Source organism: Chitinophaga filiformis (assembly GCF_023100805.1).
GTDB lineage: Bacteria > Bacteroidota > Bacteroidia > Chitinophagales > Chitinophagaceae > Chitinophaga > Chitinophaga filiformis_B.
The window spans coordinates 6811069-6835236 of sequence record NZ_CP095855.1 but is presented as its reverse complement, the minus strand read 5'-3'; the positions used below and the strand labels follow the sequence as shown (position 1 = coordinate 6835236).

The window sequence follows — 24168 nt, the reverse complement described above, 5'->3', positions numbered from 1 at the left end:
CAGGGCTTAGCATTTTATCCAGGTTCCATCAGTATAAGTTCCGCCTAACAATTAAAAATTCCGTTATGAAAGATCTGATCACTGCAATTACATGCAATAGTTGCAGAACCAGGAAGATATGGGCTATTGCCATATGGTATTATTTAATTTTTTTATCGGGCAGTGTATACGCCCGTCAGCAAGAGGGGGTAGTAATTAAAGGCATCATCACGAACGAACAGGGCAATCCGCTGCCGGGAGCTATCGTCAGAGTAAAAGGTGGAACAAACGGAACTGCCGCAATGGCCGGCGGACAGTTCAGCATTACTGTTCCGAAAAGATCTGTGCTCAGCATCTCCTTTACCGGATATGTACGTAAAGAGATCGTTGTGGGCGACGATCCGCAGTCGCTGGTCATTTCCCTGCAGGTAGACAACAAAGGTCTGAATGAAGTAGTGGTGGTAGGATACGGTACACAAAAGAAATCAGATGTAACAGGCTCCATCGTTTCTATTAAAGAACAGGCCCTCAGGTCCGTACCTGTGGCCAACCTGAGCCAGGCATTGCAGGGACAGGGCGCTGGCATCGATGTACAGAAGAACGGTGGTAACAGCAAGCCCGGTGCAAAACCTAAAATACTCGTGCGGGGAACAAGATCCGTGAATGCGTCCAATGATCCATTGTTTATCGTAGACGGTATCCCTTTTAACGGCGATATCAACGATCTCAACCCCGATGACGTCGTATCTGTAGAAGTACTGAAAGACGCTTCTGCCACTGCCATCTATGGTTCAAGGGGCGCCAATGGCGTAATCCTGGTCAGTACCCGCAGGGGCAAAACCGGAAGGCCTGTTATAACCTACAGCGCCTACGCCGGATTTGTAAAGAACCTGGGTGAATATGATGTAATGGACGGGCAACAGTTCACCACCTTCAAAAAATGGGCGCTCATCAATGAAACACCCGGCAAATACACCGGTCTGGACGATCCCTCCTTTTATACCAATGGCAGCTTCAGCCAGGAAGAAGTGCAGGGCATTAAAATGGGACGAAGCACTAACTGGCAGCAACTGATCTATAAAACAGGCATGAGTACCAATCATCAGTTAGGTATTACCGGTGGATCAGAAACGACGCAATATGCCTTATCTGGCGGCTATTATAAAGAAACCGGCATCTACTCCGGTCAGTCTTTCGAACGCTTTTCAGTGAAAGCGAGTATTGATCAGCAACTGGGAAAATCGGTAAAAGTGGGGCTCAATACACTGAATACGTATTCTATTACCAACGGTGAGAATGCCAACCCGATGGGGCAGGTATTGCGCGCTAATCCGCTTGTATCGCCGTACGACAGTACCGGTGCTTTAATGAATGCATATGTACCCGGTACTGCCAGCCAGGTATGGAATCCCCTGGCTAATTTCCTGCCGGGTGCAGCTGTGGAGACACGTAAAAGATCGGGCACCTTCACTACTTTATATGCGGAGATCAACCTGGCGAAGGGCCTGAAATACAGGTTCAATGCAGGTGCAGAGCTCAGGAATGATGTGTACGGAAATTTCTATGCCAGCAAAACAACATATAACCAGGGCACCTTGTCTACCTCCAGCAATCAGACGAATATGACCCTCGACTATACGCTTGAGAACCTGCTGATCTACGAGAAAACGATTGCCCGGAAACACAACATCAACTTCACCGGTTTATACAGTTTGCAGGAATCTGCAGTGCAGTCCAATACCTTCAACAACAACTCCATCCTGGCAGATTTCCTGCAGTATTACAATCCGCAGTATTCAGCCAACCTCACAGGACAAGGCAAATATGAGAAATGGGACATTCTCTCTTACATGGCAAGACTGAATTATAACTATGATGAAAGATACTTACTGACCCTGACCCTGCGTTCAGACGGATCTTCCCGTCTGGCGCCGGGTAATAAGTACCATGTGTTCCCATCTGTATCAGCTGCCTGGAACCTGTCCAGAGAAGGCTTCCTCTCGAAGGCGCATGCGCTCACCAACCTGAAGCTGAGAGTAGGATATGGTTCTGTTGGTAACACCGCTATCTCTCCTTATCAGACATTGGGTGCTTTGTCGCCTGTTACCTACAATTACGGCTCCGCCAATGTTACCGGTGCTTATCCCACGAATGTGGCCAATCCGGCCCTTACCTGGGAATACACTGCTACGCTCAACGCAGGTATCGACTTCAGCCTCTGGGATAACCGCATCGCAGGGTCAGTGGATGTATATAAGCAGCGCACCAGCTCTTTATTACTGCCGCAGACCTTACCGCCTACCTCTGGTATCCCCAACGCCATTCTGACGAATGTCGGAAAGACATCTAATAAGGGTATCGAGTTACAACTCAGTACCGTGAATATCCGCGATGCAGGCAATGGTTTCGGCTGGACCACCAATCTCAATGTATTCATCAACCGCGGCAAGATCACCCAGCTGGCCAATGGCGTAACAAGAGACATCAATAACAACTGGTTTGTAGGCTATCCTATCGGCGTCATCTTCGACTATAAGAAGCAGGGCATCTGGCAGAATACAAAAGAAGATTCGCTGATCGCAAAAGGATATGGGCTGACGGTAACGCATCCCGGCTCGGTGATAGGCCAGATGAGGCTTGCAAACACCAATGGCGATTCATTGATCAATGCAGACGACAGGGTGATATTAGGTTCCAATCAGCCGAAATGGGAAGGTGGCATCACCAACCGCTTTACGTTTAAAGGCTTTGATCTGACAGTTGTGGCCTTCGTAAGAATAGGCGGGATGATCGTGAGTAAGATGCATCAGAGCGGTAGTTTTATCAACACCTACCAGAGTAATTACAATAACCTGGATGTGCATTACTGGACACCCGGCAGCGGTGAGAACTTTTATCCTAAACCGAACCATGCCAATACCAATACGCCCAACAGTTCCCTCTTAAGTTATTTCGACGGAAGCTATCTGAAGATCCGCACCATCAGTTTGGGTTATAGCCTGACACCCGCTATGGTGAAACGATGGGGTGTTGGCGCAGTAAGGATATACACAACTGCCCAGAATCCTTTTATTCTCTTTTCTCCCTACCGGAACAAGTACAAGGGCATCGATCCTGAAACTTCCATGGGTTCGGGCGCAGGCACTAATAACCAGGGAGGATTGAATGTAGATACGCCGGGCACCTGGTCAATGATATTTGGTGTTAACGTGTCGCTGTGATACATATCGTGTAAAACGGGCATTGTTCCGGAAGAACCGCAAAAACTATCAGTATATGAAAAAGGTCTGTATATATCTTACCCGTCTCCTGTTTATAACAGGGCTGTTTTACGGCTGCCAGAAGAAACTGGAGGAAGAACCTCATTCTGTGCTTACGCCGGATTTTTTCACCACCGCACAGGGCTTTGATGCCGGTTTGAATGCTGCCTATTCAGGTACCCGCTGGATATGGGGACCGCAGGACTATTACAGCCTGACGGTATGCGGCACCGATGAATTTAAAAGAGGCGTGGATGGCAGTTCCGATCTGAATACCTATTCCAGCAATTATACCGCATCCAATGGCAATGTGACGAATGTCTGGAAGTATTGCTATACGTACATCAATACCTGCAATGGACTGGTGGATAATGCTCCTAAGATACCAGGCATGGATTCAACGCTTAAAAAGAGGATGGTGGGGGAAGCGCGGTTCCTGCGGGCCAATTATTATTTCATCCTAGTGCAGCAATGGGGTGATGTAACACTGAACAGGCATTTCCAGAGTACGCCTACCACCTCGGCCGTACGCGACCCTCTGGCGGATGTATATGATTTCATTATCGAAGACCTGAATGCTGCAATTGCCAGCCTGCCGCCCGGACCGCTGAGTGCCGGTGTACAACCGGGACGGGCCACTGCCGCTGCTGCTACACACCTGCTGGCTAAGGTCTACCTTACAAGAGCTGGCTCCCGGGCTAAAAAAGCAGATGACTATAAAAATGCCTATGCCACAGCCACTGCATTGATCAATAACAGCGGGGCATCTGGTGTGGGTTTGCTGCCCGATTTTGCGAAGGTATTCCAGGAAGGGAACGAAGCGAATATGGAAGTGCTGTGGACCGTGCAGCATACCTCTAATCTTGCGTACAACGGTTCCCCTAAACAGGATAACAGGGATGCAGATAACCTGCTCTGTCATCTGTGGGTACCGCAGTATGAAAACCAGCCGGGCATGCAACGGGATGTATTTTACGGACGGCCTTATATACGCGTGATCCCTACCCGTTGGCTCACAGACACCGTGTTTGCCGACAAGGTGAATGATACCCGGTATAGTAAAAGTTTTCAGATTGCCTGGATCTGTAATGCACGTAAGCTGATCCCTGACTGGCCTGACCCTTTACCACCGGGTGCGCCGGCCAGTGCCCGTCCCGGGCAGCCAAGGTTCGGCATAGGGGATACTGCCATATTTATGCCCGGTTATGAGATGCCCGATGCGCAGATAAAGGCGACTCCCTACCAGGTCATTACACCCGGCAAATACGCGCCTACTTTAGCGCCCGCCCTGACGAAATATTTTGATACGAAGCGCACTGATATGAATGCGCCATCTATCCGGCCTATCATTGTGTACCGGCTGGCAGACACTTACCTGGTAGCTGCAGAAGCAGCGTTCATGGACGGACGGCCCGCTGATGCACTTCCTTTCATCAATGCGATCCGCAGAAGGGCGGCTTATCCTACCGGCAATCCGCAGGAAATGGAAGTACAGGTTGCCGACCTCTCGCTGGATTTCATCCTGGATGAACGTGCCCGCGAGTTATGCGGAGAACTTACGAGATGGCAGGACCTGGTAAGAACGGGGCAGCTGGTGAAACGGGTAAGATTACACAATACAGACGGCCAGAAGAATATCCAGGAGAAACATATGCTCCGGCCTGTTCCCCAGACGCAGATAGATGCCACGACAACAGGCGCCAAATATCCGCAGAACCCGCAGTGGTAAGTGAATTTCTATTAACCGTAAAAACAAACATATGAAAAGAAAGCCTGCAGGCATACTCCTGTCCATGACGGTCTTTATCCATTGTAGTGTGGCGTATGCGCAAACCGGCACACTGAAGAATTTTCCGAAAGAGAGCTCCCCGCAGGAGGTAGGTAAACGGGTGGCCAATCGTTTCATTGCCTCCCCACATCCCAACTTCGGCAGGCCCACACCGCCCAAAGTGATCAGCTATCCGGAGGTATGCGCCTGGTATGGCGCATTGGCATTCGCAAAGGAAAGCAGGGACAAGACGCTGACAACAAAACTGGCGGAGCGTTTTGAGCCGCTTTTTGGGCCAGATTCAGGGCTGGTGCCCAAGCCGGACCATGTGGACCATACCGTGTTCGGATCTGTACCGCTGGAGCTGTATCAGCAAACAAAAGACCCACGTTACCTGAAGCTGGGAAAAGAGATCGCCGACAAACAATGGGGCGCACCGGAAGGACCACACGTGAAGCCTGAAGGGCTTGAGCATGCGAAGCAGGGCCTTACATGGCAAACACGGATGTGGATCGATGACATGTTCATGATCACGGCCGTACAGGCGCAGGCCTACCGTGCTACCGGCAGGCGGGAATACATAGACCGCGCAGCGAAGGAAATGGTGGTCTACCTCGATTCATTGCAGCAACCTAATGGCCTCTTTTATCATGCGCCGGACGTTCCATTCTTCTGGGGCAGAGGTGATGGCTGGATGGCCGCAGGTATGAGTGAGCTGTTACGTTCATTGCCGGCCAATAGTCCCAACAGGCACCGCATTATGGAAGGATACAAAAAGATGATGGCGGCATTATTAAAATACCAGGCAGCAGATGGCATGTGGCGGCAGCTGATAGACGACCCGGCTTCATGGCCTGAAACGTCCGGCACCGGCATGTTCACCTTTGCCATGATCACAGGTGTAAAAGAGGGATGGCTTGATGCAAAAGTATATGGTCCTGCCGCACGTAAGGCATGGCTGGCGCTGGTAACGTATATCGATAGTAATGGCGATGTGCGTGAAGTCTGTGAAGGCACCAACAAAAAGAACGACCGGCAGTATTACCTGGACCGCAAACGCATTACCGGCGATATGCATGGACAGGCGCCACTGTTATGGTGTGCCGCTGCCCTGTTAAGATAGTTTCCCATCAATAAAGCAATGCTATGAAAATACCGGCGCTTCTTTGTACGCTGCTGCTGACGGCAAAAGCATTTGCCGCCGATACTACACTGGTGGCCAGTCCGGACGGGCAGATCCGGTTCAGGTTATTTCCTGATCATCGCCAGTTATACTATTCAGTTACTTTCCGGAATACCCCGGTCATTGAGGCATCGCCGATGATATTATCGGTGGACGACCGGCTGCTGACCAGCGATGTCAAAACCGGTACTATAAAGCGTTATACGATCAATGAGCGTTATCCCTGGAACGGTGTGCATGCCGAGGCAGTCAATAACTGTCAGGGTGCCGCTATTGCCCTGCAACAGGGCGCTACGGCCTGCACATTGGAGGTAAGGGTGTTTAACAATGGTATCGCCTTCCGCACGGTGGTGCCCGGCGCTGCCGGTGTTTCCCGTGTGCCTGATGAGGCGACGGTATTCAATATACCTGCAGGCAGCGAGATATGGTATCATGACCTGAGCATGCATTATGAAAGCGTGTACGCAAAGAAAGAGATCACTGCTTTACAGGCAGGGGAATGGGTAGCGCCGCCGGCCACCTTCAAATTGCCGCAGGGTGTTTATGCCGCTGTTACAGAAGCAGACCTCGTGAATTACAGCGGCATGGCCCTGGAAGCAAATGGTAAACAGGGATTGGTATTGCGCCTGGCGCAGCACCAGCCCGTATCATATCCTTACAAGCTGCGTTACAGTGAAGAGGATGTGCAGCGTTCTCTGAAGCCCGCCTCCATCAGTGGTACCATCACTACTCCCTGGCGGGTAGTGATGATAGGTGCAGACCTGAATACGATGGTGAACAATGATATAGTGCATGATCTTTGTCCACCACCAGATCCGAAGCTCTTTCCCAAAGGCATTCACACCGACTGGATCAGGCCGGGCCGTGCCGTTTGGAAATACCTGGATGGCGGTGGCGAAGGTACACCTGCTGTTATGAAGCAATTCTCTGCAGAAGCAGGAGCTTTAGGTTTCGAGCACAATATCCTGGAAGGCTTCTGGGATAAATGGACAGACGATCAGATCAGGGATGTGGTCAATGATGCTAAAAGCCATCATGTCGGCATCTGGGTCTGGAAGCATTCCAAAGCATTGCGCGATAAAACTACAAGACAGGATTTTTTCAGGCGCTGTCATGAACTGGGCATAACAGGTGTCAAGATCGATTTCTTTGATAGTGAAGGCAAGGAAGTGATAGACCTGTATACCGCTATTTTACAGGAAACAGCAGTGTATCATTTGCTGACAGATTTTCACGGCGCCAACAAGCCTACCGGCTTGTCGCGCACCTGGCCCAATGAACTGACACGCGAAGCGGTGAAAGGCATGGAAGCCAGTAAGCTGACAGACAGAGCGGCACATGAAACCACGCTGCCATTCACGCGTTTTCTGGCTGGCCCGGCGGAGTATACCGTGGTTCATTTCGGGGAGCGCAGGAAGAATACCTCCTGGGCCCATCAGATAGCCAGTGCTGCCATCCTGAGTGCGCCGCTGCTTACATATGCCGCCCAGCCGCAACATATCCTGGACAATCCTGCCAATGGCCTGATAAAACAGATCCCTTCCACCTGGGATGAAACCATCGTATTGCCTCCCTCTGAAATAGGTCAGCTGGCGATATTTGCCCGCCGTAAAGGCGATACCTGGTTCCTGGCTGTTATGAATGGGGACGCCCCTCAGCAGCTAAACATCCCGCTCTCTTTCCTGAAGGATGCAAAGTATAAGGTGTCTGTAGTGAAAGATAGTCCTGATAGCACCGGCACTGTGAAGATAGAAGAGGCGGCATATACACAGAAAGATGTGATTCCGCTACAGCTGGCGCCGGGAGGAGGTTATGTAGCGATGTTCGTGACCGCTTCAGGAGGGAATGTGTATAGTACACATAATACAACAGCCAGGCGGAAAGATGAGTAATGCCGGTGTTACAGGTATATGAAGGGCCGGAATTGCTTAAGCAATAAACGGCGAAGGAGGATGTGTCACAGCTGATACATCCTCCTTTATTTCATGCATTAAGTGTCTATTTATGCCTCCTCTGCAGCGACCTTCAGGTAAGCCAGCCAATGGTCAATGGAAGTGTCAAGGCCTGATTGGAATTTGCCCGCCAGCAGTTGCACCAGCCAGCCTTCCATACTTTCCTCCACGAGGACAAGTGTTTGCCCATTCTGCATTGAAAAATGCCATCTGTGTATGGCAAATGCGCCAAAGGCGGGACCGGACCAGCTCACTTCCCTGTTAGGTTGTACATTGTTCAATGTGGAGTGTATGGTAAGTCCGTTGGATTTCCAGTCGAAAGCAGCACCTTCTTTAAATTGCCCGTTTAGTGCAGGGGAAACGATCTCTTTTTGCCAGGTATCCCAGTCATCCACATCACTGAATATCTTCCATACCTTTTCTACCGGTGCATTGATCACAATACTCTTTCTTGTTATCACAGGGGCATCGGCATGAATAGTCGTGGTTACCTGGTAATTGCTGAAGTATTCAAGCGAGAATACTGTTATAGCGAGGATGAGTAATAATAATATAGATCCCTTTACAGCTTTTTTTGTGTTGCGTTTCATTGTATCTGATTTAATGATACAAAAGTAACCGCCCTTATACGGGTGGGATTGTAAGAAAACGAAAATAGCCGGAAAGTATCGATGTGTCAGCTTGACAATTTTATACAAATAAGCGATCGCTATTTTCAGAACAGTTTTGCTGAATTATAGATTTTTTACCTAAATTTAGTCAGTACTGAAAATTATGAATACCCGCTGATGCCAATATCCTGTAATCTGTAGATGTGTTATACCCGGTAGAGATTTTGTTAACGTCAGTGCTGCCACGTAGCTTTTTTCCTTCATTTAAAAACATACAAGATGAAAAGATCCCTCATGCTTTTTAGCCTTGCTGTTACAGCAATTGTTTTGTTCGTATCAGGATCATCTTCCGGAAGCGCCTGCCAGGACGACCATCATGGCCTGCGCGGAAAATGCAGGATCACTGTTGTAGGTGGTGTGTATCACTATGACTGTGTGTCTGCCGTTAATCCGGATGAGACCAATTGTACGTATTATGTAGAATAGCGGATGATAAACAGGGCGCAACCGCCCTGTTTATTTTATTTATTTCAAGTCTAAACAGACATATGTCAGGAAAATCATTGTTTTTATTATGGGCCGTCTTTATTTCTCTTTGTGCCTGTGATACGGTGAAGGAAAAGCCCTGGTCAAATTGTAACACGGCCGGTACTGCCATTCCGCTCAGAATATCCACCAATGATACACTGCAGCTTTACCTGGATAGCTTAATGGTAATGGGTATTGCAACACCAATCGATTATCATGCTGCGGCAAATGTATTATATGCATTTGACAGCTATAACAGGCGACTGCTGCAATATCCGCTGGGGAAGAAAGGACTGGTCTATCCCGATAGCATTCACCCGGTGAATGTTAAGCAGAAGGTCTCTTACATGAAATTTCTCGCTGCTGATAGCCTGGTGCTTTATACTTATGGCAGTGCAAAGCTGTCTTATTATTCGCTGACCCATGATACTGTTTATAAGAGCCTTGATTTCGTTAACCGTGCAGCACCACGGATGAAAGGTAATGCTGCAGCCTGGCCTTATGCCAATGCAGCGTCGCCTGTATTTTTCCTGGGCAATAAGATCATTGGTGCCGGCTTCCTGCTGGGGGAGAGGGAGGGAGAACCTGTAAAAAGCCGTACCATCTGTACAATGATTGACCTGCCCGGTGGAAATATCAGTCATCACCTGCCTTATTCCAAAGTATACTGGCAACATAACTGGGGCGGTTCGCATATGCGCACGCCGTATGCTGCCTACAATGAAAGGACAAAGCAGTTGTTGATCAGCCTTCCGGTTGATCATAACATCCAGCTGGTAGACAGCAACTGGCAGACAAAAGAATTGTATGCCGGCAGCAGGAACAGCATCTGCATCACCTCAATGACATTATCCAAAAATGATAAACAGATACTGGATCCGGAGCTGGCCCTGGGTTATTATACCAGTACGCCTTCCTACCGTAATATCATTTATGATCATTATCATGACAGGTATTACAGGTTGCTCGAATTACCTCCTGCTGATAAACTGTCGATCACCGGTAAGTTAAAAGGAAAACAAGCCAGCCTGATCGCATTCGATAAGGACTTCAGGTACCTCGGAGAAGCGGCTTTACCTGATGCACTGGCATTGGACAACTTCTTTATGACTCCGGAGGGCCTATATTTTCTGAATGCAAATAATAAGGATCAAAACATCGCCCAGTATGTACAATGTAAGATTGAACTATAAGCTGTTTTTCCTGATAGTACTCTTATCTGCATGTGCTGATGAACATACTGGCCTGAATCGGGCTATTGTGGCATTGGATAAGCATCAGCTCAGTACCGGCAGTTATGTGATCATTCCCAACCAGGGTTGTGAAGGTTGTATCAGTACAGCGGAAGCGTTTGTAAAGAATAACATCGGTAAGTCAGATAGTATCAGGTATATTTTCACCAGGATACAATCCGCCAAATTATTAAGAATCAAACTGGGAAGTAATGTTATATCCAGCAGCAAAGTATTGCTGGATACGGCAAATATGATCGAATATCCTGATAAGGGGAAAGAGATCTATCCGATGATCGTTACTGTAAAAGATCATCAGATCCGCAGGATCGCTTATCAAAGTCCTGATGACGAAGGGCTGAGTGCTTTGTTGGGTAAATGAACACTTATTTTTCTTGCTTATCGCTTTAAGCATACTGCCTGCTGAGCATTGCCAATGTAACATTCCAATAGAAATTCAGATGGTGGTAAATCTCTTCCGTAGGAAAATTGCTGATAGTGAGTAACAGGGTGGTCTTATCTTCCCCCGGCTTCAATACAAACCTAAGGGTTGTATGGTTTTCTGGCTTATTCGGCAGGCGGGATATTGAACTTAAAAAGTTATAACTGACTACACTGCCAGGTACGTATTCCATTACTGTTCCTTTGTTTTGGAACTTCACATGATGAAAGCCTTTGATCAGTATCGGCGTACCCACTTCCCAGCTGGTGCTGATTTCCAGGTCCATTTCACCCGATCCCATCCATGTTGTCATGAGCCGCGTGTCTGTGAGTAATTTCCATACTTCCGCAGCCGGTGCATTGATCAGTATCTTTTTCTCCAGTATGTCTTCCATTGTAACGTCGGTTTCAGTCTGTTGGTTCTTTATCCGGCAGCGACAAATATCAGGAAATTAATCATCTGATCCGTTTGGCCGGACATCAACAAGCTTCTTACCCGGGAACAGGCAGCAGATAGCAAATAATTAATTTGCCCTCGCCGGATCATAAACAGCCACTGCTACCCTGGAATCTGCACATCCGTAATACAGCAGGTATCTGCCTTTGAAATAGACCAGTCCTTCGATGAACACTGTTCCTGCCGGGTATTGCCCGCTTTTCTCAAAAGGTTCGGCCGGCACCATGAACGGCTGGTCAAGCCGGGTAATGAACTTTGTCGGGTCATCCTTACTGAACAACATCTGACCGGCGCAGTAAGAATTGGCAGTATAGTTGGTATCTCTATCCTTGCCGCCAAGGTTCTTCCCGTTATAGAGCAATACGATGCCTTTATCGGTCAGAATTGCCGGCGGGCCACACTCGGTCAGGTTACTGTCGAAATAGCCTTTACGGGGAGATATGAGGGCTTTAAGGGCGCCTTTCTCATCCACCACCGGTTCCCAGTCAACGAGATTGTCGGAGGTAGCAGCATAAACATGATATTCACCCCAGTACATCCAGTATTTGCCCTTATACTTCGTGATCCTGAGCTGACCATCTTTCAGGGTGGTGAGAACGGAGGCAGATTTAGAAGGGATATTATGGAACCTGCCATTGAATGCGTCCTGGAAAACAGGGCCATGTTTCTTCCAGTGTACCAGGTCTTTTGACGTTGCGGAACCCAGGCGGGGCACTTTTTTGTTCCACTGGGTATATAGCATCAGGTAAGTACCGTCTTCTGTAACAGCCACCCTGGGATCCTCACAACCCCCAGTCCACTCAAACTCCTGCTGGTCGTCCGAACCCGGGAAAAGCACAGGTTCTTTCATCCGTTTCATCGAAATACCGTCTCTGCTCTCTGCCAGTCCTATCCTGGAGGTACGGTGCCCTATACCCACACCTGATTTGTCTTCCGCACGATACAGCACATAGACCTTACTGTCTTTCACCGCTGCGGCGGGGTTGAAGGTATCATTGCTTTCCCAGTCCAGCAGCTTTTGCTGCATCGGGTCATAAAAGCGGCTGTTGGTGTCGGGAGAGATGATCGGGTTCAGACCTGGTGGTCTCACGAAGGGGCCCAGGGCCCAGTCGGGTAAGCGGCCGATAGGTTGTTGTGCAAAGAGCCGGCAGCTGATGGCTAACAGGACAAGGAACAGGAAATACAGCTTTTTCATGTGGATTATTAACGGGTTATCACGAAAATAATAAATGAAGGGGAGACTTCACAACGGTTGCCGGGTTCCTTTCGTAATTATCTGAAGGCAGATACAAATAAAAACGAGGATAATACTACCCTGACGGTTATTAGGGCGATTATCCTCGTTTTCAGGTTTTGCCGGATATATTAATTCCAGCCGCCGCCCAGTGCCTGGTAAACATTCACCATGGCGTTCAGCTGCTGTTTTTTGGTTTCTATAAGCTCAAATTTCGATTCCAGTGCATCCCGCTGGGTAAGCAGCACCTCCATATAGTCGGCACGGGCTGACTGGAAGAGGCTGTTGGAAATAGCGATGGATTCGGAAAGCGCCTGTACCTGCTTCGATTTCAGGTCATAGCTTTTAGACAGGTTACCGATCTTGATCAGTTGGTTGGCCACCTCAACATAGGCGTTCAGGATGGTACGCTCGTAGTTGTAAGCTGCCTGTACCTGTTTGGCATTGGCGGTGTAGTAGGTGGCTTTGATCGCATTCTTGTTGACCAGCGGCGCAATCAGATCACCCGCCAGGGAATACATCAGCGATTTAGGCGTCCGGAACAGATAGGCCGGATTAAAGGCGTTATAACCCAGGGACGCAGAAATACCCAGGGAAGGGTAGAACTGGGCCTTGGCTACCTTTATATCCAGTTTGGACGCAGCCAGGTCCAGTTCGGCCTGTTTGATATCAGGACGGTTGGCCAGTAACTGGGAAGGAATACCCGAATGAATGATCTCCGGCATCGGGCTGTCGAAAGTCTGGAGGTTTCTCTGGATAGGCTGTGGATATCTGCCCAGGAGGAAATTGATCCTGTTTTCCGTCTCGGTGATCTTCTGGCGGATATCGTACTGAAGACTTTGGGTGTTCAGCACTTCCGCCTCAAATTTACGTACAGCCAGTTCGGTGACGCGGGAGGCTTCCTTCTGCAGCTTTACCACTTCCAGCGCATTGTTCAGGATGTCGATATTCTGTTTTACAATACCCAGCTGATTGTCCAGGGCCAGTAACTCGTAGTATGAATTGGCTATTTCAGCTATCAGGGTGGTAACGATGAAGTTCCTGCCTTCCACGGAAGAGAGGTACCTGGTCACTGCTGCCTTTTTAGCGTTGTGCAGTTTATGCCAGATGTCCACTTCCCATGTAGCATAGGCGCCCAGCAGGAAATCGGGCAATGGGTCAGGCATTTCTTTCCCCGGTTCGATCTCCGTAGTTGCATCACCTGCGCCCTGGCTCGTGTAACGGCCTACCTTTTCCACCCCGGCAGCACCTCTGACCCCTACAAATGGCAAATATTCGCCCTTTCTGGCCCTTATCTCATTCCGGGCTATCTCTATCTCCTGTAAGGTGATATTAAGCTCCTGGTTGTTCTTTAAAGCCGTATCGATGAGCGCTGCCAGGTAAGGGTCGGTGAAGTATTCCTTCCACTTCATCCTGGCAATGTTAACGGTGTCCTGCGAGTTGTTATAACTCGCAGGCACTGTTCTGTTTTCTGTCTTTTCCGTTAAGGCCGGTACGCCACAAGCCGCAGCAGCTAAGGAAACACAGGTTATTCCTATATACTTATATACTTTTTTTCTAAACATTGTGATCGATTTCTTCTGTTAAGGGGTTTCCGTCTTCATCTTTAATGAGCTTGCGTTTTGCCGCAAGACCGCCGAATATGTAGTACAGTCCCGGGATGACGATCACGCCGAACACTGTTCCCAGCAGCATACCGCCGGCAGAAGCAGCGCCAATGGTGTGGTTACCGATAGCACCCGGACCTGTTGCGAACAACAGCGGTATCAGACCGGCAATGAAAGCCAGGGACGTCATCAGGATCGGACGGAAACGCGTTCTCGCACCTTCTATCGCAGCATCTATCACGGATGCACCGGCACGGTGTTTCTGCACCGCAAACTCTACGATCAATACCGCGTTCTTGCCCAACAAACCAACAAGCATTACCAGACCCACCTGGGCGTATATATCGTTGGCCAGTCCCATTAACTTCACCAGGAAGAAGGCTCCGAAAATACCCGCCGGGAGGGAGAGTATCACCGCCAGTGGCAGCAGGAAGCTTTCATATTGCGCAGCAAGGATCAGGTATACGAAGGCCAGTACTACCAGGAAGATATAGAGCGCTTCATTTCCACGTTCTACCTCGTCTTTCGACAAACCTTCCCAGTCTATATCATATCCGCGTGGCAGTGTCTGTTTAGCTACTTCCTGGATGGCTTTAGTGGCTTCACCGCTGCTGTAACCAGCTGCAGGCTCACCCCTGATGGCGGAAGAGGTGTACATGTTGTAGCGGGTGATCTCATTCAGGCCATGTGTCTTTTTGATGGACATGAACGCTGAATAAGGCACCATCTCGTCTTTATTGTTCTTCACGTACAACTTCATCAGGTCATCAGGCAGTCTTCTGTATTCAGGAGAGGCCTGTACGTACACCTTGAGAGATGTACCGAACCTGATGAAACCAAGTTCGTAGGTACTACCGATCAGGATGGAGAGGTTGTCCATCGCCTTACCGATAGATACGCCTTTCTGCATTGCTGCCTTGTTGTCGATCTGCAGTTCGTACTGGGGATAGTTGGCGCTGAAGAATGTGAAGAGACCTGTCAGCTCCTTACGTTTTCCCAGTGCCGCCATGAACTGATCGTTCACTTTTTCCAGTTCTTTATAATCATCGCTGTTGGTCTTATCGAGCAGACGTAAAGCAAAACCGCCCGCAGCGCCATAACCAGGTACGGCCGGAGGACCAAAGAACTCGATGGTAGCACCAGGGATATCTTTTGATTTTTCTTCCAGCTCCTCGATGATCTCAGTTACGGAGTGTTTACGCTCTGACCAGTCTTTCAGGGAAATCAGACAGGTACCTGCGTTGGAACCCCTACCTTCGGTCAATACCTCGTAACCCGCCAGTGCGGAAACGGACTGGATACCTTCTATATGTTCGGCGATCTCCTGTACTCTTTTAGCCAGATCATTGGTCCTTTCCAGGGTAGCGCCCGGAGGCGTCTGGATAATGGCATAGATCATACCCTGGTCCTCATTGGGAATGAAACCGGATGCAAGATTACTGTTGATGCCTACTATACCGGCGCCGAAAGCCAGGAGGATACCAAAGGTCACCACCCTGCGGTTCACGATCAGTTTCAGAAAGCTGGCATACTTACCGGTCAGTTTCTCGAACTGGTGGTTGAAGCCATCCAGGAACCTGTTGACGATCGTCTTTTTCCTTGGCTGCCCGTGGTTGTTCTTCAGGATGATGGCACAAAGCACAGGCGTCAGTGTCAGCGCCACTACGCCGGAGAGTACAATAGATGTAGCCATGGTGATGGCAAACTGCCGGTAGAAGATACCTACAGGGCCCGACATGAATGCCACGGGAATGAACACCGCCGTCATTACGAAGGTGATCGCGATGATCGCCCCGCTGATCTCATGTATCACTTTGATGGTTGCCTGGTAAGGCGAGAGATGTTCTTCCTCCATTTTAGCATGGACGGCCTCTATCACCACAATGGCATTGTCCACCACGATACCGATAGCCAGTACGAGTGCAAACAGCGTAATGAGGTTGATGGTGAGCCCGAACAGCTGCATGAAGAAGAAAGCACCCACCAACGATACCGGCACCGCCAGTGTGGGGATGAGCGTTGAACGCCAGTCGCCCAGGAAGATGAATACCACTATCGCTACCAGTATGAAGGCCTCTCCCAATGTATGCACTACCTTTTCGATAGAGGCATTCAGGAAGCTGGATACGTCATAATCGATCTCATAGTCCATGCCCGGAGGAAAGGAGCTCTTTTTAATTTCATCCAGCTTGAGTTTGATCGCTTTGATCACATCGCTCGCATTACTGCCATAAGTCTGTTTCAATACGATCGCAGCGGAAGGGTGACCGTTCAGGTTGGAGTAGATATCGTAGAACTCACTTCCGAATTCAACATCCGCTATGTCTTTCAGGTAAAGTATCTCACCGTTCGGATTAGCGCGGATGATCACATCCTGGTATTGTTCGGGTTTGTTATATCGTCCCTGGTAGGTCAGTACATATTCGAGCGACTCCGAACGTTTACCATCACTTCTTCCCAAACGGCCCGGAGAGCCTATGATACTCTGGTTGCTCAATGCCTCCATCACTTCATCGGTAGAAACATTGTAAGCACGCATACGGTCAGGCTTCAGCCAGATACGCATTGCATACTGACGGCTACCCAGGATCTGGGCATTACCGATACCTTTTACCCTTTTGAGCTCATTTAATATGTTAATGTTGGCGTAGTTGTACAGAAAATTCTCATCCGCCTTCTTATCAGTACTGTATACGTTTACATACATCAGCATGTTGGGCTGCAGGATGTTCACCACAATACCTTCACGTTGTACGAGTGGCGGGAGCCTGCTCGTTACCTGTTCGATCCTGTTCTTAACGTTTACTACGGCCTGGTTCGGATCTGTGCCCAGGTCGAATACTACCTGAATATTCGCTTCACCGGCGCTGGTAGCGTCGGAGGTCATGTACTTCATACCCGGCACACCATTCACTGCTTTTTCCATCGGGATGAGCACCGACTGGACCAGTACATCCGCGCTGGCGCCGGGGTAGGCTACACTCACAATTACCCTTGGTGGTGCAATCGAAGGGAACTGTGAGGTGGGTAAGGTATTAATGGCCAGTACGCCCATGAAGACAATGATAAGAGATATCACTATCGCAAAGACCGGCCTCTTCATGAATATGTTAAACATGCTGCTTGCTTTTTTTAGATACTTACATTATTCCGATGCTAATATTAAATGGGAGACAACTTTCCTGGGCTCCTCATAATCGAACGCGATCTTGTCATTATTCTTTACCTTCCTTAATCCTTCCAGCAGTATCTTTTCATCGGCATTCAGTCCATCTTTTATTACATACAGGTCTGGCATTTCAGCAGCAATGGAGATAGGCGTTAATTTCACTACATTGTTCTTATCCACGACATAAACATATTTTTTGTCCATGATCTCGAGGGTTGCTTTCTGCGGAATGATCACCGCATCTCTGATCGGTTTGTTGATCAGGATGGTACCGGTTTCACCATGTCTCAGCAGCCCGTCTGTGTTAGGGAATGTGGCCCTGAAGGCGATATTACCTGTTTCGTTGTTGAATTCACTTTCAATGGTTTCAACTACCCCCGGACTTTTGAACAGTTGTTTGTCGGCAGTCAGCAGGTGTACTTCCAGTTTACCATTATTATTAGCCTGCGCTTTATAGCTCAGGTACTCTGGTTCAGATACATTGAAATAGACCCACATTTTACTGTTATCACTCAAAGTAGTAAGCAGTTCACCTTCTTCTACAAGGCTACCCAGTTTTAAGTGCAGGAGGTCTACCAGTCCGTCGAAAGGTGCCCTGATCTCAGTAAAGGCCAGGTGAGCTTTGGCCAGTGCCAGCTCCGCCTTTGCCTTACCAAGTTTGGCTTGTGCCATGGCCAGTTCATTTTTTGATACCACGTTCTTGTCTGCCAGTGGCTGGGTATTCTTTACTTCGATCTCCGCGATATCTACTTCCGCCTGTGCTCTCTGTTGCTCGGCCTCATATATGGTAGGCATGATCTTGAACAGGAGTTGACCTTTTTTCACGAACTGTCCTTCATCTACATAGATGTTCTGCAGGTAGCCTTTCTCCTGCGCCCTTACTTCGATGTTACGGATGGAACGTATCTGGCAAACATATTCGCTGGTGATCGTTGTGTCCATTTTCAGCGGACTGGTAACAAGCAATTTTGTTTCTTCTTCTTTCCCTTCTTTCGCTGATTTACAGCCTATATGGCACAACAAGGCATACAAGCCCATAAGCATGACAATTCTCTTCATAGTATTTTATGTGTTTTAAATAAGATGCTATTGGTTAATGTTGGTTTTTAACAGGTATATAGCGCCATAACCTCAATAGCTGGATGCTATGACGGCAAACAATAAAAAAATATTTGTGAATGGTCAGGCAGTTCTTTTTGCCTGTGCTGCAGTAGGTAAAAACATCATACCCTGATCACGCGGTGCATGATAAATTTATCAGAAGATGCATAGGAAAAATGGATACAAAAAGGTAAGGGGTGTTTTAGGTAGTTGAAGTAAACTGCGGGTTCAAGCGGGTCTAAATGGTAGTAATTGCTGAGTTGTAAATGTTTTCTGCCTGAAAGACTTTCTTCCTCGTCTTCCACCTCCGTGGCCTTTATCTTTTCTTTTTTTGCGCCGGAAGGGGGCTTGCTGTTAATCACTGCATGGTCGCTCCGTACATGGGCAATGCATATATGTACAGTATTTTCCGAATGCTGCAGCATAGACCTGTACACATAGTCCTGATCTGTACCTGCGTACAGATGGCCATGTCCTCTCAACAGGAAAAAGCAGAGCGATAAGAAAAAATTAATTAACAACCTCGTCATCGGGTAACAAAAATAATGTGAAAGTTGATTAAGTAGGTAATATTAAAAAATTTTAAGGTTAATTTAAGTCGGGCAAACAAGGCCTTGCAACCCCGCCTGCCCGCTATTTAAGCGGTATTATTCATTCAAGTACCCGGCTCCGGTCCGCTGATTTTAATAAAATGTGATGCAAGGAGGGCGCCTGTTTAATTGACCGTTCGTTTAAAAAATTTAATTTGCAGCGATTTTATATTACGTCTCATGTCAAGTCATCTGATCGCTCCCATCGTTGAGTTCATCCGGTCCATCGGTATCCCGGTAGTTTTCGATACCATTCCCGGGGAAACCTTTGTTCCGGGCATCCTGATAAATAAGGGAGGCCTTGTTGTGGACGAAAGCCGCCTGTTATATCCCGGCGATCTTTTACATGAGGCAGGGCACATTGCTGTCGCATTTCCCGATGACCGGGAACTGATGTTCGGCGATGTAGGCGCAATGACGGAGAAGAATAAATCGGATGGAGAGGAGATGATGGCGATTGCCTGGAGTTATGCCGCCTGCATACACCTTAGCATTGATCCCGCAGTCGTTTTCCATCCTTATGGCTACAAAGGATCGTCCGACTGGTATCTTGATCAATATGGATCCGGAAATATGCTTTACCTGCCATTAATGCAATGGGCAGGTTTTTGTTATGACGCTGCCAATGCACAGAAACATGGCGTAAAGCCATTTCCGGAAATGATCAGATGGTTAAGGGCATAATTACAACATAAATTTACTGGCGGAAAACCGCTCTTCTTTCTTTAGTTGCTGGAACGCAGTGGGCGTCATATTGAACTGTTTTAAAAAAGCCTTTCCGAAACTGCTTTGGGAGTTGAACCCTACCATGATGGCCACTTCAAATATTTTATAACCCGTTCCTGCCAGCAGCTCAGCCGCCTTCTTCATTCTTGTTACCGTCAGCAGTTCATTCGGTGTAAGATCTGAGAGGGTCTTGATTTTCCTGTACAAAGTAGGCACGCTGGTATTCATCAGTTTTGCCAGCAGCTCTACATCCAGTTCCGGGTTCTCCATGTGTTCCATCATCAGTTTGTTCAGCGTGATCAGGAAGTCCTCATCCGTTCTGGAGTGTACCATCGTGCTCATAGGTGCCAGGGGATACCTGGTGTAATAAGCCCTGATCTTCTTACGGTTGTTCAGCAGGTTGCTGATCTGTACTTTAAGATGTTCAGGAGTGAATGGTTGCTCGATACAGGCATCAGCACCGGCTTTCAGTGCATCCAGTTTTGATTGCAATCTGTTGGGCGCTGTGAGTAGTATGAAAGGAATATGTGAGTAGTTCAGGCTTGTTTTCAATCGGGTGCAAAGATCCAAGCCGTTGACAAGTGGTGTATGGCTATCAGAGATGATCATCCTGACGGAATGCCTTTCTACCATATCGAGCGCCTGTTGCCCGTTTTCTGCAGTGAAAATAAGGTAGTCTTCACCGAGGTTTTCTGAAAGGACGCGCAGTTTTTCTCTGTTGCCATCTACTAATAATAGTGTGTCTTGCATACGTGGTGTGTAAAATGAATACAATAAATAATGTATCAATACAACAATAGTATTGTTCCTGTTCCTGGTCGCTTGTTTATTCTTTTTTGTTTATTCTTTTTGTTTATTCTTTTCGGGTTTACGACCACAATTTACGCAACCGATTGTGATTTGAGAAATATTAACCAATTATTGATAAGCTCAGACCAAATAATCTGCCAATTATGTATGTACTTCACGCTGCGATTGAACTTAAGAACCAAGATAAGTAAGGCCAGATTTGATTCCCGTTTGAAATACTGTGTTCCCCCGAGTTGGCTTTACATCGTTGTGGAATTACTTATAGGTGTTAAATTGACAATTTTTTGTTTTGTTACCATTTTATCATTTAAAAAACTATCAATTCACGCGTTATGAAGCTTGCTTTACGAGTTTTTTTCCGGAGATGTCCGGCTTCCGGCAGGAGGCAGCGCATCCTTCCGGCTCTGCTGACTGTACTGGCATTATTGCTGTTTACTGTAGTGTACGGTCAGGGTGGTCAGCCAATAAAAGGTAAAGTCATTGACGAGACAGGAAAGCCACTGTCGGGCGTTACCGTCTCAGTCAAAAATACAGGCAGAGGTACAGTGACCAATGCTGAGGGTGCCTATACTATTAATGCAGCTCCCGGAGAAGTATTGCAATTCAGTTTTATCGGTTATACACCAAACCATGTCACTGTAGGCAGCGGCGCCAATTATGAAATAAGCCTTGCCCCGAATATGCAGTCGCTCGAACAGATGGTGGTGATAGGATATGGTGCGCAGAAGAAAAGTTCCCTTACCGGTTCTGTTGCTTCTGTAAGCAGCAAAACGATCAGTGAGCTGCCGGTTGTCAGCGTGCAACAGGCCCTGCAGGGAAGGGTAGCAGGTGTGACCGTTACCAACAACGGTACACCGGGCGCTGATCCTATTGTAAGGATCAGGGGGATCAGTTCCATCAGTTATGCATCAGACCCCTTGTATGTAATAGATGGTTTCCCTACTTCCAACCTGGCAAGTTTCGACAGCAGGGATGTACAATCGGTGGAAGTATTGAAAGACGCCAGTGCGGCGGCTATCTATGGTTCCCGTGCTACAAACGGGGTGATCATTATTACCACCAAAAAAGGATCCCGCGATGGCAAGCCTCATGTGAACTTTGATTCTTATGTAGGTGTGCAGTCGGCCTGGAAAACCATCGACCTGCTCAATACACAGCAATACCTGCAGTACGAGCGTGCATTGAATGGTGCAGCCGGCATTGCGAAACCTCCCCGCCTGGAAGATGCTAATTTCAATCAGCCGATATACACCGGTACTTCACAGACCTATGCCCAGACAAATACGGACTGGCAGGATGCCTATTTCAGGAAAGCCCTGATCTCGCAGTCTAATGTTTCTGTAAACGGCGGTAATGATGTATCCCGTTATTATATGTCAGCAGGACACCTGAAGCAGGACGGTATTACACAGGGTGTAAATTATCAGCGTGGTAACTTCCGGATCAATTCCGAGCATAATATCAGCAAGGTGTTCACAGTGGGAGAGAACCTCCTCCTTTCTTATTCCAAACAGCGTTATGACAATACATCGGGCAACAGGACCCGCCTGGCCAATATAATAAGGGCCCTGCCTTACCTGCCGGTGTATGACCCCACTACGAACGGTGGCTACCGCAATGCGGAGAACAGTGTGGACGGTGCGGACCCTACCAATCCTGTAGAAGACGCTACACTGCTGGGAGATGCGCACCGCCAGACCTTTAAGTTGCTCGGTACCGTGTATGCGCAGGTGAACTTCACTCCCTGGCTCAATTTCCGCTCCACATTTGGTAGTGACTATGTCAGCGAGTTCCAGCATGTTTTCGCTCCCATCTACAACGACAAGGGAAGGAATGCCACTGTAGCTACTATTACCGACCAGCGGGCAAACAGGACCACATTACTGTTCACGGAACAGCTCACCTTCGATAAAACTTTCGGCAATCATCATATCAATGCAGTAGCAGTATACGAGCGGCAGCAGGCGAATAACTTTGGTGAATCGCAGACGGGCAACCAGAGCTCCAACGACAGGGAAACCCTTGTTGGGGCTACCAATGTGACGGCATTTTCTTCCCGCACGGCTTCATTGATACAGTCTTATATCGGTCGTGTCAGTTACGACTTTGCAGGCAAGTACCTGCTGAGTGGTGCTATCCGTCGCGACGGGCTCTCCGTATGGGCGCCTGGCAGGAAGTTCCAGAACTTCCCTTCAGTATCTGCCGGCTGGAAGATGGACCAGGAACCATTCATTAAACAGGTGGCCGCCATCTCCGAGTTAAAGCTGCGTGGCGGATGGGGTGTGACAGGTCTGAACGCGATCGGCATTTTCCCTGCGCTGCAAAACTCCGTACTGGCCAATGAATATCCATGGCAGGCAGTGGTGCAGGCGAATGGCGCCAGCTATCCTTTTGGCAACACCATTACTGTGGGCAATGCGTCTTATTACAATCAGCTGGCCAGCAGCAACCTGGAATGGGAAAAGACCAAACAGGTGAACGTGGGGCTGGACCTCGGATTGTTCCATAACAGCATCACCTTCACCGCAGAATGGTACCGCCGTCAGACAGATAACCTGATCCTGACCATTCCAACGCCTTACAGTTTCGGTTTCGGTGGAACAGGTTCCCAGCTGAACGCTGCATCCATGAGAAATACCGGTGTTGACCTGCAATTGGGCTACAACAAAACAAGCGGCAGCTTTAAGTGGAATGTAACCGGTAACATTGGCTTCATCAGGAATAAGATATTAAGCCTGAATACGCCTGGCGCTACTATTGACGATGGCGCGGATGCCGATTTTGGTAATGGCAGCATTACCCGTACTGTAGCGGGTCAGCCTATCCAGTCTTTCTATGGCTACGTGGTAGACGGTATTTTCCAGAGCCAGGACGACGTGAATAAGAGCCCTGTGCAGATACCAGGCAACAATCCGGCTAAATCTACCGCTGCCGGCGATATCAAGTTCAAGGACCTGAACAACGATGGTAAGATCACGGCGGCTGACCGTACTTTCCTGGGTTCCTATATCCCTAAATTCACGTATGCGCTCAATGCTGGTGGCAACTATAAGAACTTCGACCTCTCACTCTTTTTCCAGGGTGTACAGGGCAACAAGATCTTCAATGGTACCAGGGTACTGCGTGAAGGGATGGCCCGTTTGTTCGGCGCAGGTGTAGAAGTGCTGAACGCATGGACGCCTCAGAATCACAGCAACGATATGCCAAGGGCTATCAGCGGTGATCCTAACCAGAACGCTCGCGTATCAGACCGCTGGATCGAGAGCGGTTCCTACCTGCGATTGAAAAACGTGATCCTCGGTTATACGATCCCTTCTTCCACCCTGCGTAACTTTGCGCATGGTGCCATCAGCAGTTTCAGGGTATATGTTTCTTCCCAGAACCTGCTCACCTTCACTTCCTATAAAGGATGGGACCCGGAGATCGGATCTAAGAACACCACACTCACCAACGGTATCGATTATGGCCAGTACCCTTCTGCAAGGTCTTTCCAGTTTGGCCTGCAGGTAGGTTTCTAATG

At 48.4% G+C, this 24168-nt stretch carries 17 protein-coding genes; 9 read left to right on the top strand and 8 right to left on the bottom strand.

All coding sequences use genetic code 11. The features are described 5' to 3' along the window. Positions 1-65: 65 nt before the first annotated feature. From MYF79_RS26580 to MYF79_RS26565, 4 genes are read left to right on the top strand one after another with little or no spacing between them, the layout of a single operon-like run. On the top strand, positions 66-3200 hold the full coding sequence (locus MYF79_RS26580) for a SusC/RagA family TonB-linked outer membrane protein (protein ID WP_247810921.1): 3135 nt from the start codon (positions 66-68) through the stop codon (positions 3198-3200). Between the two features lie 55 nt (positions 3201-3255). After that, positions 3256-4968 carry a RagB/SusD family nutrient uptake outer membrane protein gene (locus tag MYF79_RS26575; RefSeq protein ID WP_247810920.1) on the top strand — a complete coding sequence of 571 codons (1713 nt, stop codon included), beginning with the start codon at positions 3256-3258 and terminating at the stop codon, positions 4966-4968. 31 nt (positions 4969-4999) lie between these two features. Further along, positions 5000-6130 carry a glycoside hydrolase family 105 protein gene (locus MYF79_RS26570; protein ID WP_247810919.1) on the top strand — a complete coding sequence of 377 codons (1131 nt, stop codon included), beginning with the start codon at positions 5000-5002 and terminating at the stop codon, positions 6128-6130. A 23-nt stretch (positions 6131-6153) separates the two neighbouring features. Further along, positions 6154-8082 carry a glycoside hydrolase family 97 protein gene (locus MYF79_RS26565; RefSeq protein WP_247810918.1) on the top strand — a complete coding sequence of 643 codons (1929 nt, stop codon included), beginning with the start codon at positions 6154-6156 and terminating at the stop codon, positions 8080-8082. A 110-nt stretch (positions 8083-8192) separates the two neighbouring features. Here MYF79_RS26565 and MYF79_RS26560 read toward each other — a convergent pair whose 3' ends face one another. Beyond that, a complete protein-coding gene (locus MYF79_RS26560) occupies positions 8193-8732 on the bottom strand; it encodes an SRPBCC family protein (protein WP_247810917.1) in 540 nt (179 codons plus the stop codon). A gap of 300 nt (positions 8733-9032) precedes the next feature. Between MYF79_RS26560 and MYF79_RS26555 the strand changes: the two genes are divergently transcribed. From MYF79_RS26555 to MYF79_RS26545, 3 genes are all read left to right on the top strand, one after another. Then, positions 9033-9239 carry a hypothetical protein gene (locus MYF79_RS26555; protein WP_247810916.1) on the top strand — a complete coding sequence of 69 codons (207 nt, stop codon included), beginning with the start codon at positions 9033-9035 and terminating at the stop codon, positions 9237-9239. A gap of 62 nt (positions 9240-9301) precedes the next feature. Beyond that, positions 9302-10474: a DUF4221 family protein gene (locus MYF79_RS26550; protein WP_247810915.1), complete on the top strand. Its 1173-nt coding sequence runs from the start codon at positions 9302-9304 to the stop codon at positions 10472-10474. After that, a complete protein-coding gene (locus MYF79_RS26545; RefSeq protein ID WP_247810914.1) occupies positions 10449-10895 on the top strand; it encodes a hypothetical protein in 447 nt (148 codons plus the stop codon). Before MYF79_RS26550 ends, MYF79_RS26545 begins: the two co-directional genes overlap by 26 nt. 25 nt (positions 10896-10920) lie before the next feature. Here the strand turns inward: MYF79_RS26545 and MYF79_RS26540 are convergent, their stop codons facing one another. The 6 genes from MYF79_RS26540 to MYF79_RS26515 all read right to left on the bottom strand — a co-directional run bounded on the left by MYF79_RS26540 (position 10921) and on the right by MYF79_RS26515 (position 19052). Next, on the bottom strand, positions 10921-11349 hold the full coding sequence (locus MYF79_RS26540; RefSeq protein ID WP_247810913.1) for an SRPBCC domain-containing protein: 429 nt from the start codon (positions 11347-11349) through the stop codon (positions 10921-10923). Between the two features lie 129 nt (positions 11350-11478). Next, the gene (locus tag MYF79_RS26535) at positions 11479-12606 is read right to left on the bottom strand and encodes a glycoside hydrolase family 130 protein (RefSeq protein ID WP_247810912.1); all 1128 of its coding nucleotides are present in this window, start codon (positions 12604-12606) and stop codon (positions 11479-11481) included. A 170-nt stretch (positions 12607-12776) separates the two neighbouring features. After that, positions 12777-14210: a TolC family protein gene (locus MYF79_RS26530; RefSeq protein ID WP_247810911.1), complete on the bottom strand. Its 1434-nt coding sequence runs from the start codon at positions 14208-14210 to the stop codon at positions 12777-12779. Beyond that, positions 14203-17370: an efflux RND transporter permease subunit gene (locus tag MYF79_RS26525; RefSeq protein WP_247810910.1), complete on the bottom strand. Its 3168-nt coding sequence runs from the start codon at positions 17368-17370 to the stop codon at positions 14203-14205. Before MYF79_RS26525 ends, MYF79_RS26530 begins: the two co-directional genes overlap by 8 nt. Positions 17371-17397: 27 nt before the next feature. After that, complete coding sequence (locus MYF79_RS26520) at positions 17398-18480, bottom strand: efflux RND transporter periplasmic adaptor subunit (protein ID WP_247810909.1); 1083 nt, start codon at positions 18478-18480, stop codon at positions 17398-17400. A 164-nt stretch (positions 18481-18644) separates the two neighbouring features. Then, on the bottom strand, positions 18645-19052 hold the full coding sequence (locus MYF79_RS26515; protein WP_247810908.1) for a hypothetical protein: 408 nt from the start codon (positions 19050-19052) through the stop codon (positions 18645-18647). Between the two features lie 240 nt (positions 19053-19292). Here MYF79_RS26515 and MYF79_RS26510 point away from each other — a divergent pair, with 240 nt between their 5' ends. After that, positions 19293-19796, top strand: coding sequence for a hypothetical protein (locus MYF79_RS26510; protein WP_247810907.1), 504 nt, complete (start codon positions 19293-19295; stop codon positions 19794-19796). Here MYF79_RS26510 and MYF79_RS26505 read toward each other — a convergent pair whose 3' ends face one another. After that, positions 19797-20588 (bottom strand): response regulator transcription factor, encoded by a 792-nt coding sequence (locus MYF79_RS26505; RefSeq protein ID WP_247810906.1) that lies wholly within the window; start codon positions 20586-20588, stop codon positions 19797-19799. A 392-nt stretch (positions 20589-20980) separates the two neighbouring features. On the opposite strand from MYF79_RS26505, the gene MYF79_RS26500 reads away from it, so the two are divergent. After that, positions 20981-24166 carry a SusC/RagA family TonB-linked outer membrane protein gene (locus tag MYF79_RS26500; RefSeq protein ID WP_247810905.1) on the top strand — a complete coding sequence of 1062 codons (3186 nt, stop codon included), beginning with the start codon at positions 20981-20983 and terminating at the stop codon, positions 24164-24166. Positions 24167-24168 lie beyond the last annotated feature (2 nt).

What these genes read in the sequence shown, in the direction of transcription:
- MYF79_RS26535 (WP_247810912.1), bottom strand. Translation starts at nt 12,606, where the DNA reads ATGAAAAAGCTGTATTTCCTGTTCCTTGTCCTGTTAGCCATCAGCTGC.
- MYF79_RS26575 (WP_247810920.1), top strand. Translation starts at nt 3,256, where the DNA reads ATGAAAAAGGTCTGTATATATCTTACCCGTCTCCTGTTTATAACAGGG.
- MYF79_RS26525 (WP_247810910.1), bottom strand. Translation starts at nt 17,370, where the DNA reads ATGTTTAACATATTCATGAAGAGGCCGGTCTTTGCGATAGTGATATCT.
- MYF79_RS26555 (WP_247810916.1), top strand. Translation starts at nt 9,033, where the DNA reads ATGAAAAGATCCCTCATGCTTTTTAGCCTTGCTGTTACAGCAATTGTT.
- MYF79_RS26545 (WP_247810914.1), top strand. Translation starts at nt 10,449, where the DNA reads ATGTACAATGTAAGATTGAACTATAAGCTGTTTTTCCTGATAGTACTC.
- MYF79_RS26550 (WP_247810915.1), top strand. Translation starts at nt 9,302, where the DNA reads ATGTCAGGAAAATCATTGTTTTTATTATGGGCCGTCTTTATTTCTCTT.
- MYF79_RS26540 (WP_247810913.1), bottom strand. Translation starts at nt 11,349, where the DNA reads ATGGAAGACATACTGGAGAAAAAGATACTGATCAATGCACCGGCTGCG.
- MYF79_RS26515 (WP_247810908.1), bottom strand. Translation starts at nt 19,052, where the DNA reads ATGACGAGGTTGTTAATTAATTTTTTCTTATCGCTCTGCTTTTTCCTG.
- MYF79_RS26560 (WP_247810917.1), bottom strand. Translation starts at nt 8,732, where the DNA reads ATGAAACGCAACACAAAAAAAGCTGTAAAGGGATCTATATTATTATTA.
- MYF79_RS26530 (WP_247810911.1), bottom strand. Translation starts at nt 14,210, where the DNA reads ATGTTTAGAAAAAAAGTATATAAGTATATAGGAATAACCTGTGTTTCC.
- MYF79_RS26565 (WP_247810918.1), top strand. Translation starts at nt 6,154, where the DNA reads ATGAAAATACCGGCGCTTCTTTGTACGCTGCTGCTGACGGCAAAAGCA.
- MYF79_RS26510 (WP_247810907.1), top strand. Translation starts at nt 19,293, where the DNA reads ATGTCAAGTCATCTGATCGCTCCCATCGTTGAGTTCATCCGGTCCATC.
- MYF79_RS26500 (WP_247810905.1), top strand. Translation starts at nt 20,981, where the DNA reads ATGAAGCTTGCTTTACGAGTTTTTTTCCGGAGATGTCCGGCTTCCGGC.
- MYF79_RS26580 (WP_247810921.1), top strand. Translation starts at nt 66, where the DNA reads ATGAAAGATCTGATCACTGCAATTACATGCAATAGTTGCAGAACCAGG.
- MYF79_RS26570 (WP_247810919.1), top strand. Translation starts at nt 5,000, where the DNA reads ATGAAAAGAAAGCCTGCAGGCATACTCCTGTCCATGACGGTCTTTATC.
- MYF79_RS26520 (WP_247810909.1), bottom strand. Translation starts at nt 18,480, where the DNA reads ATGAAGAGAATTGTCATGCTTATGGGCTTGTATGCCTTGTTGTGCCAT.
- MYF79_RS26505 (WP_247810906.1), bottom strand. Translation starts at nt 20,588, where the DNA reads ATGCAAGACACACTATTATTAGTAGATGGCAACAGAGAAAAACTGCGC.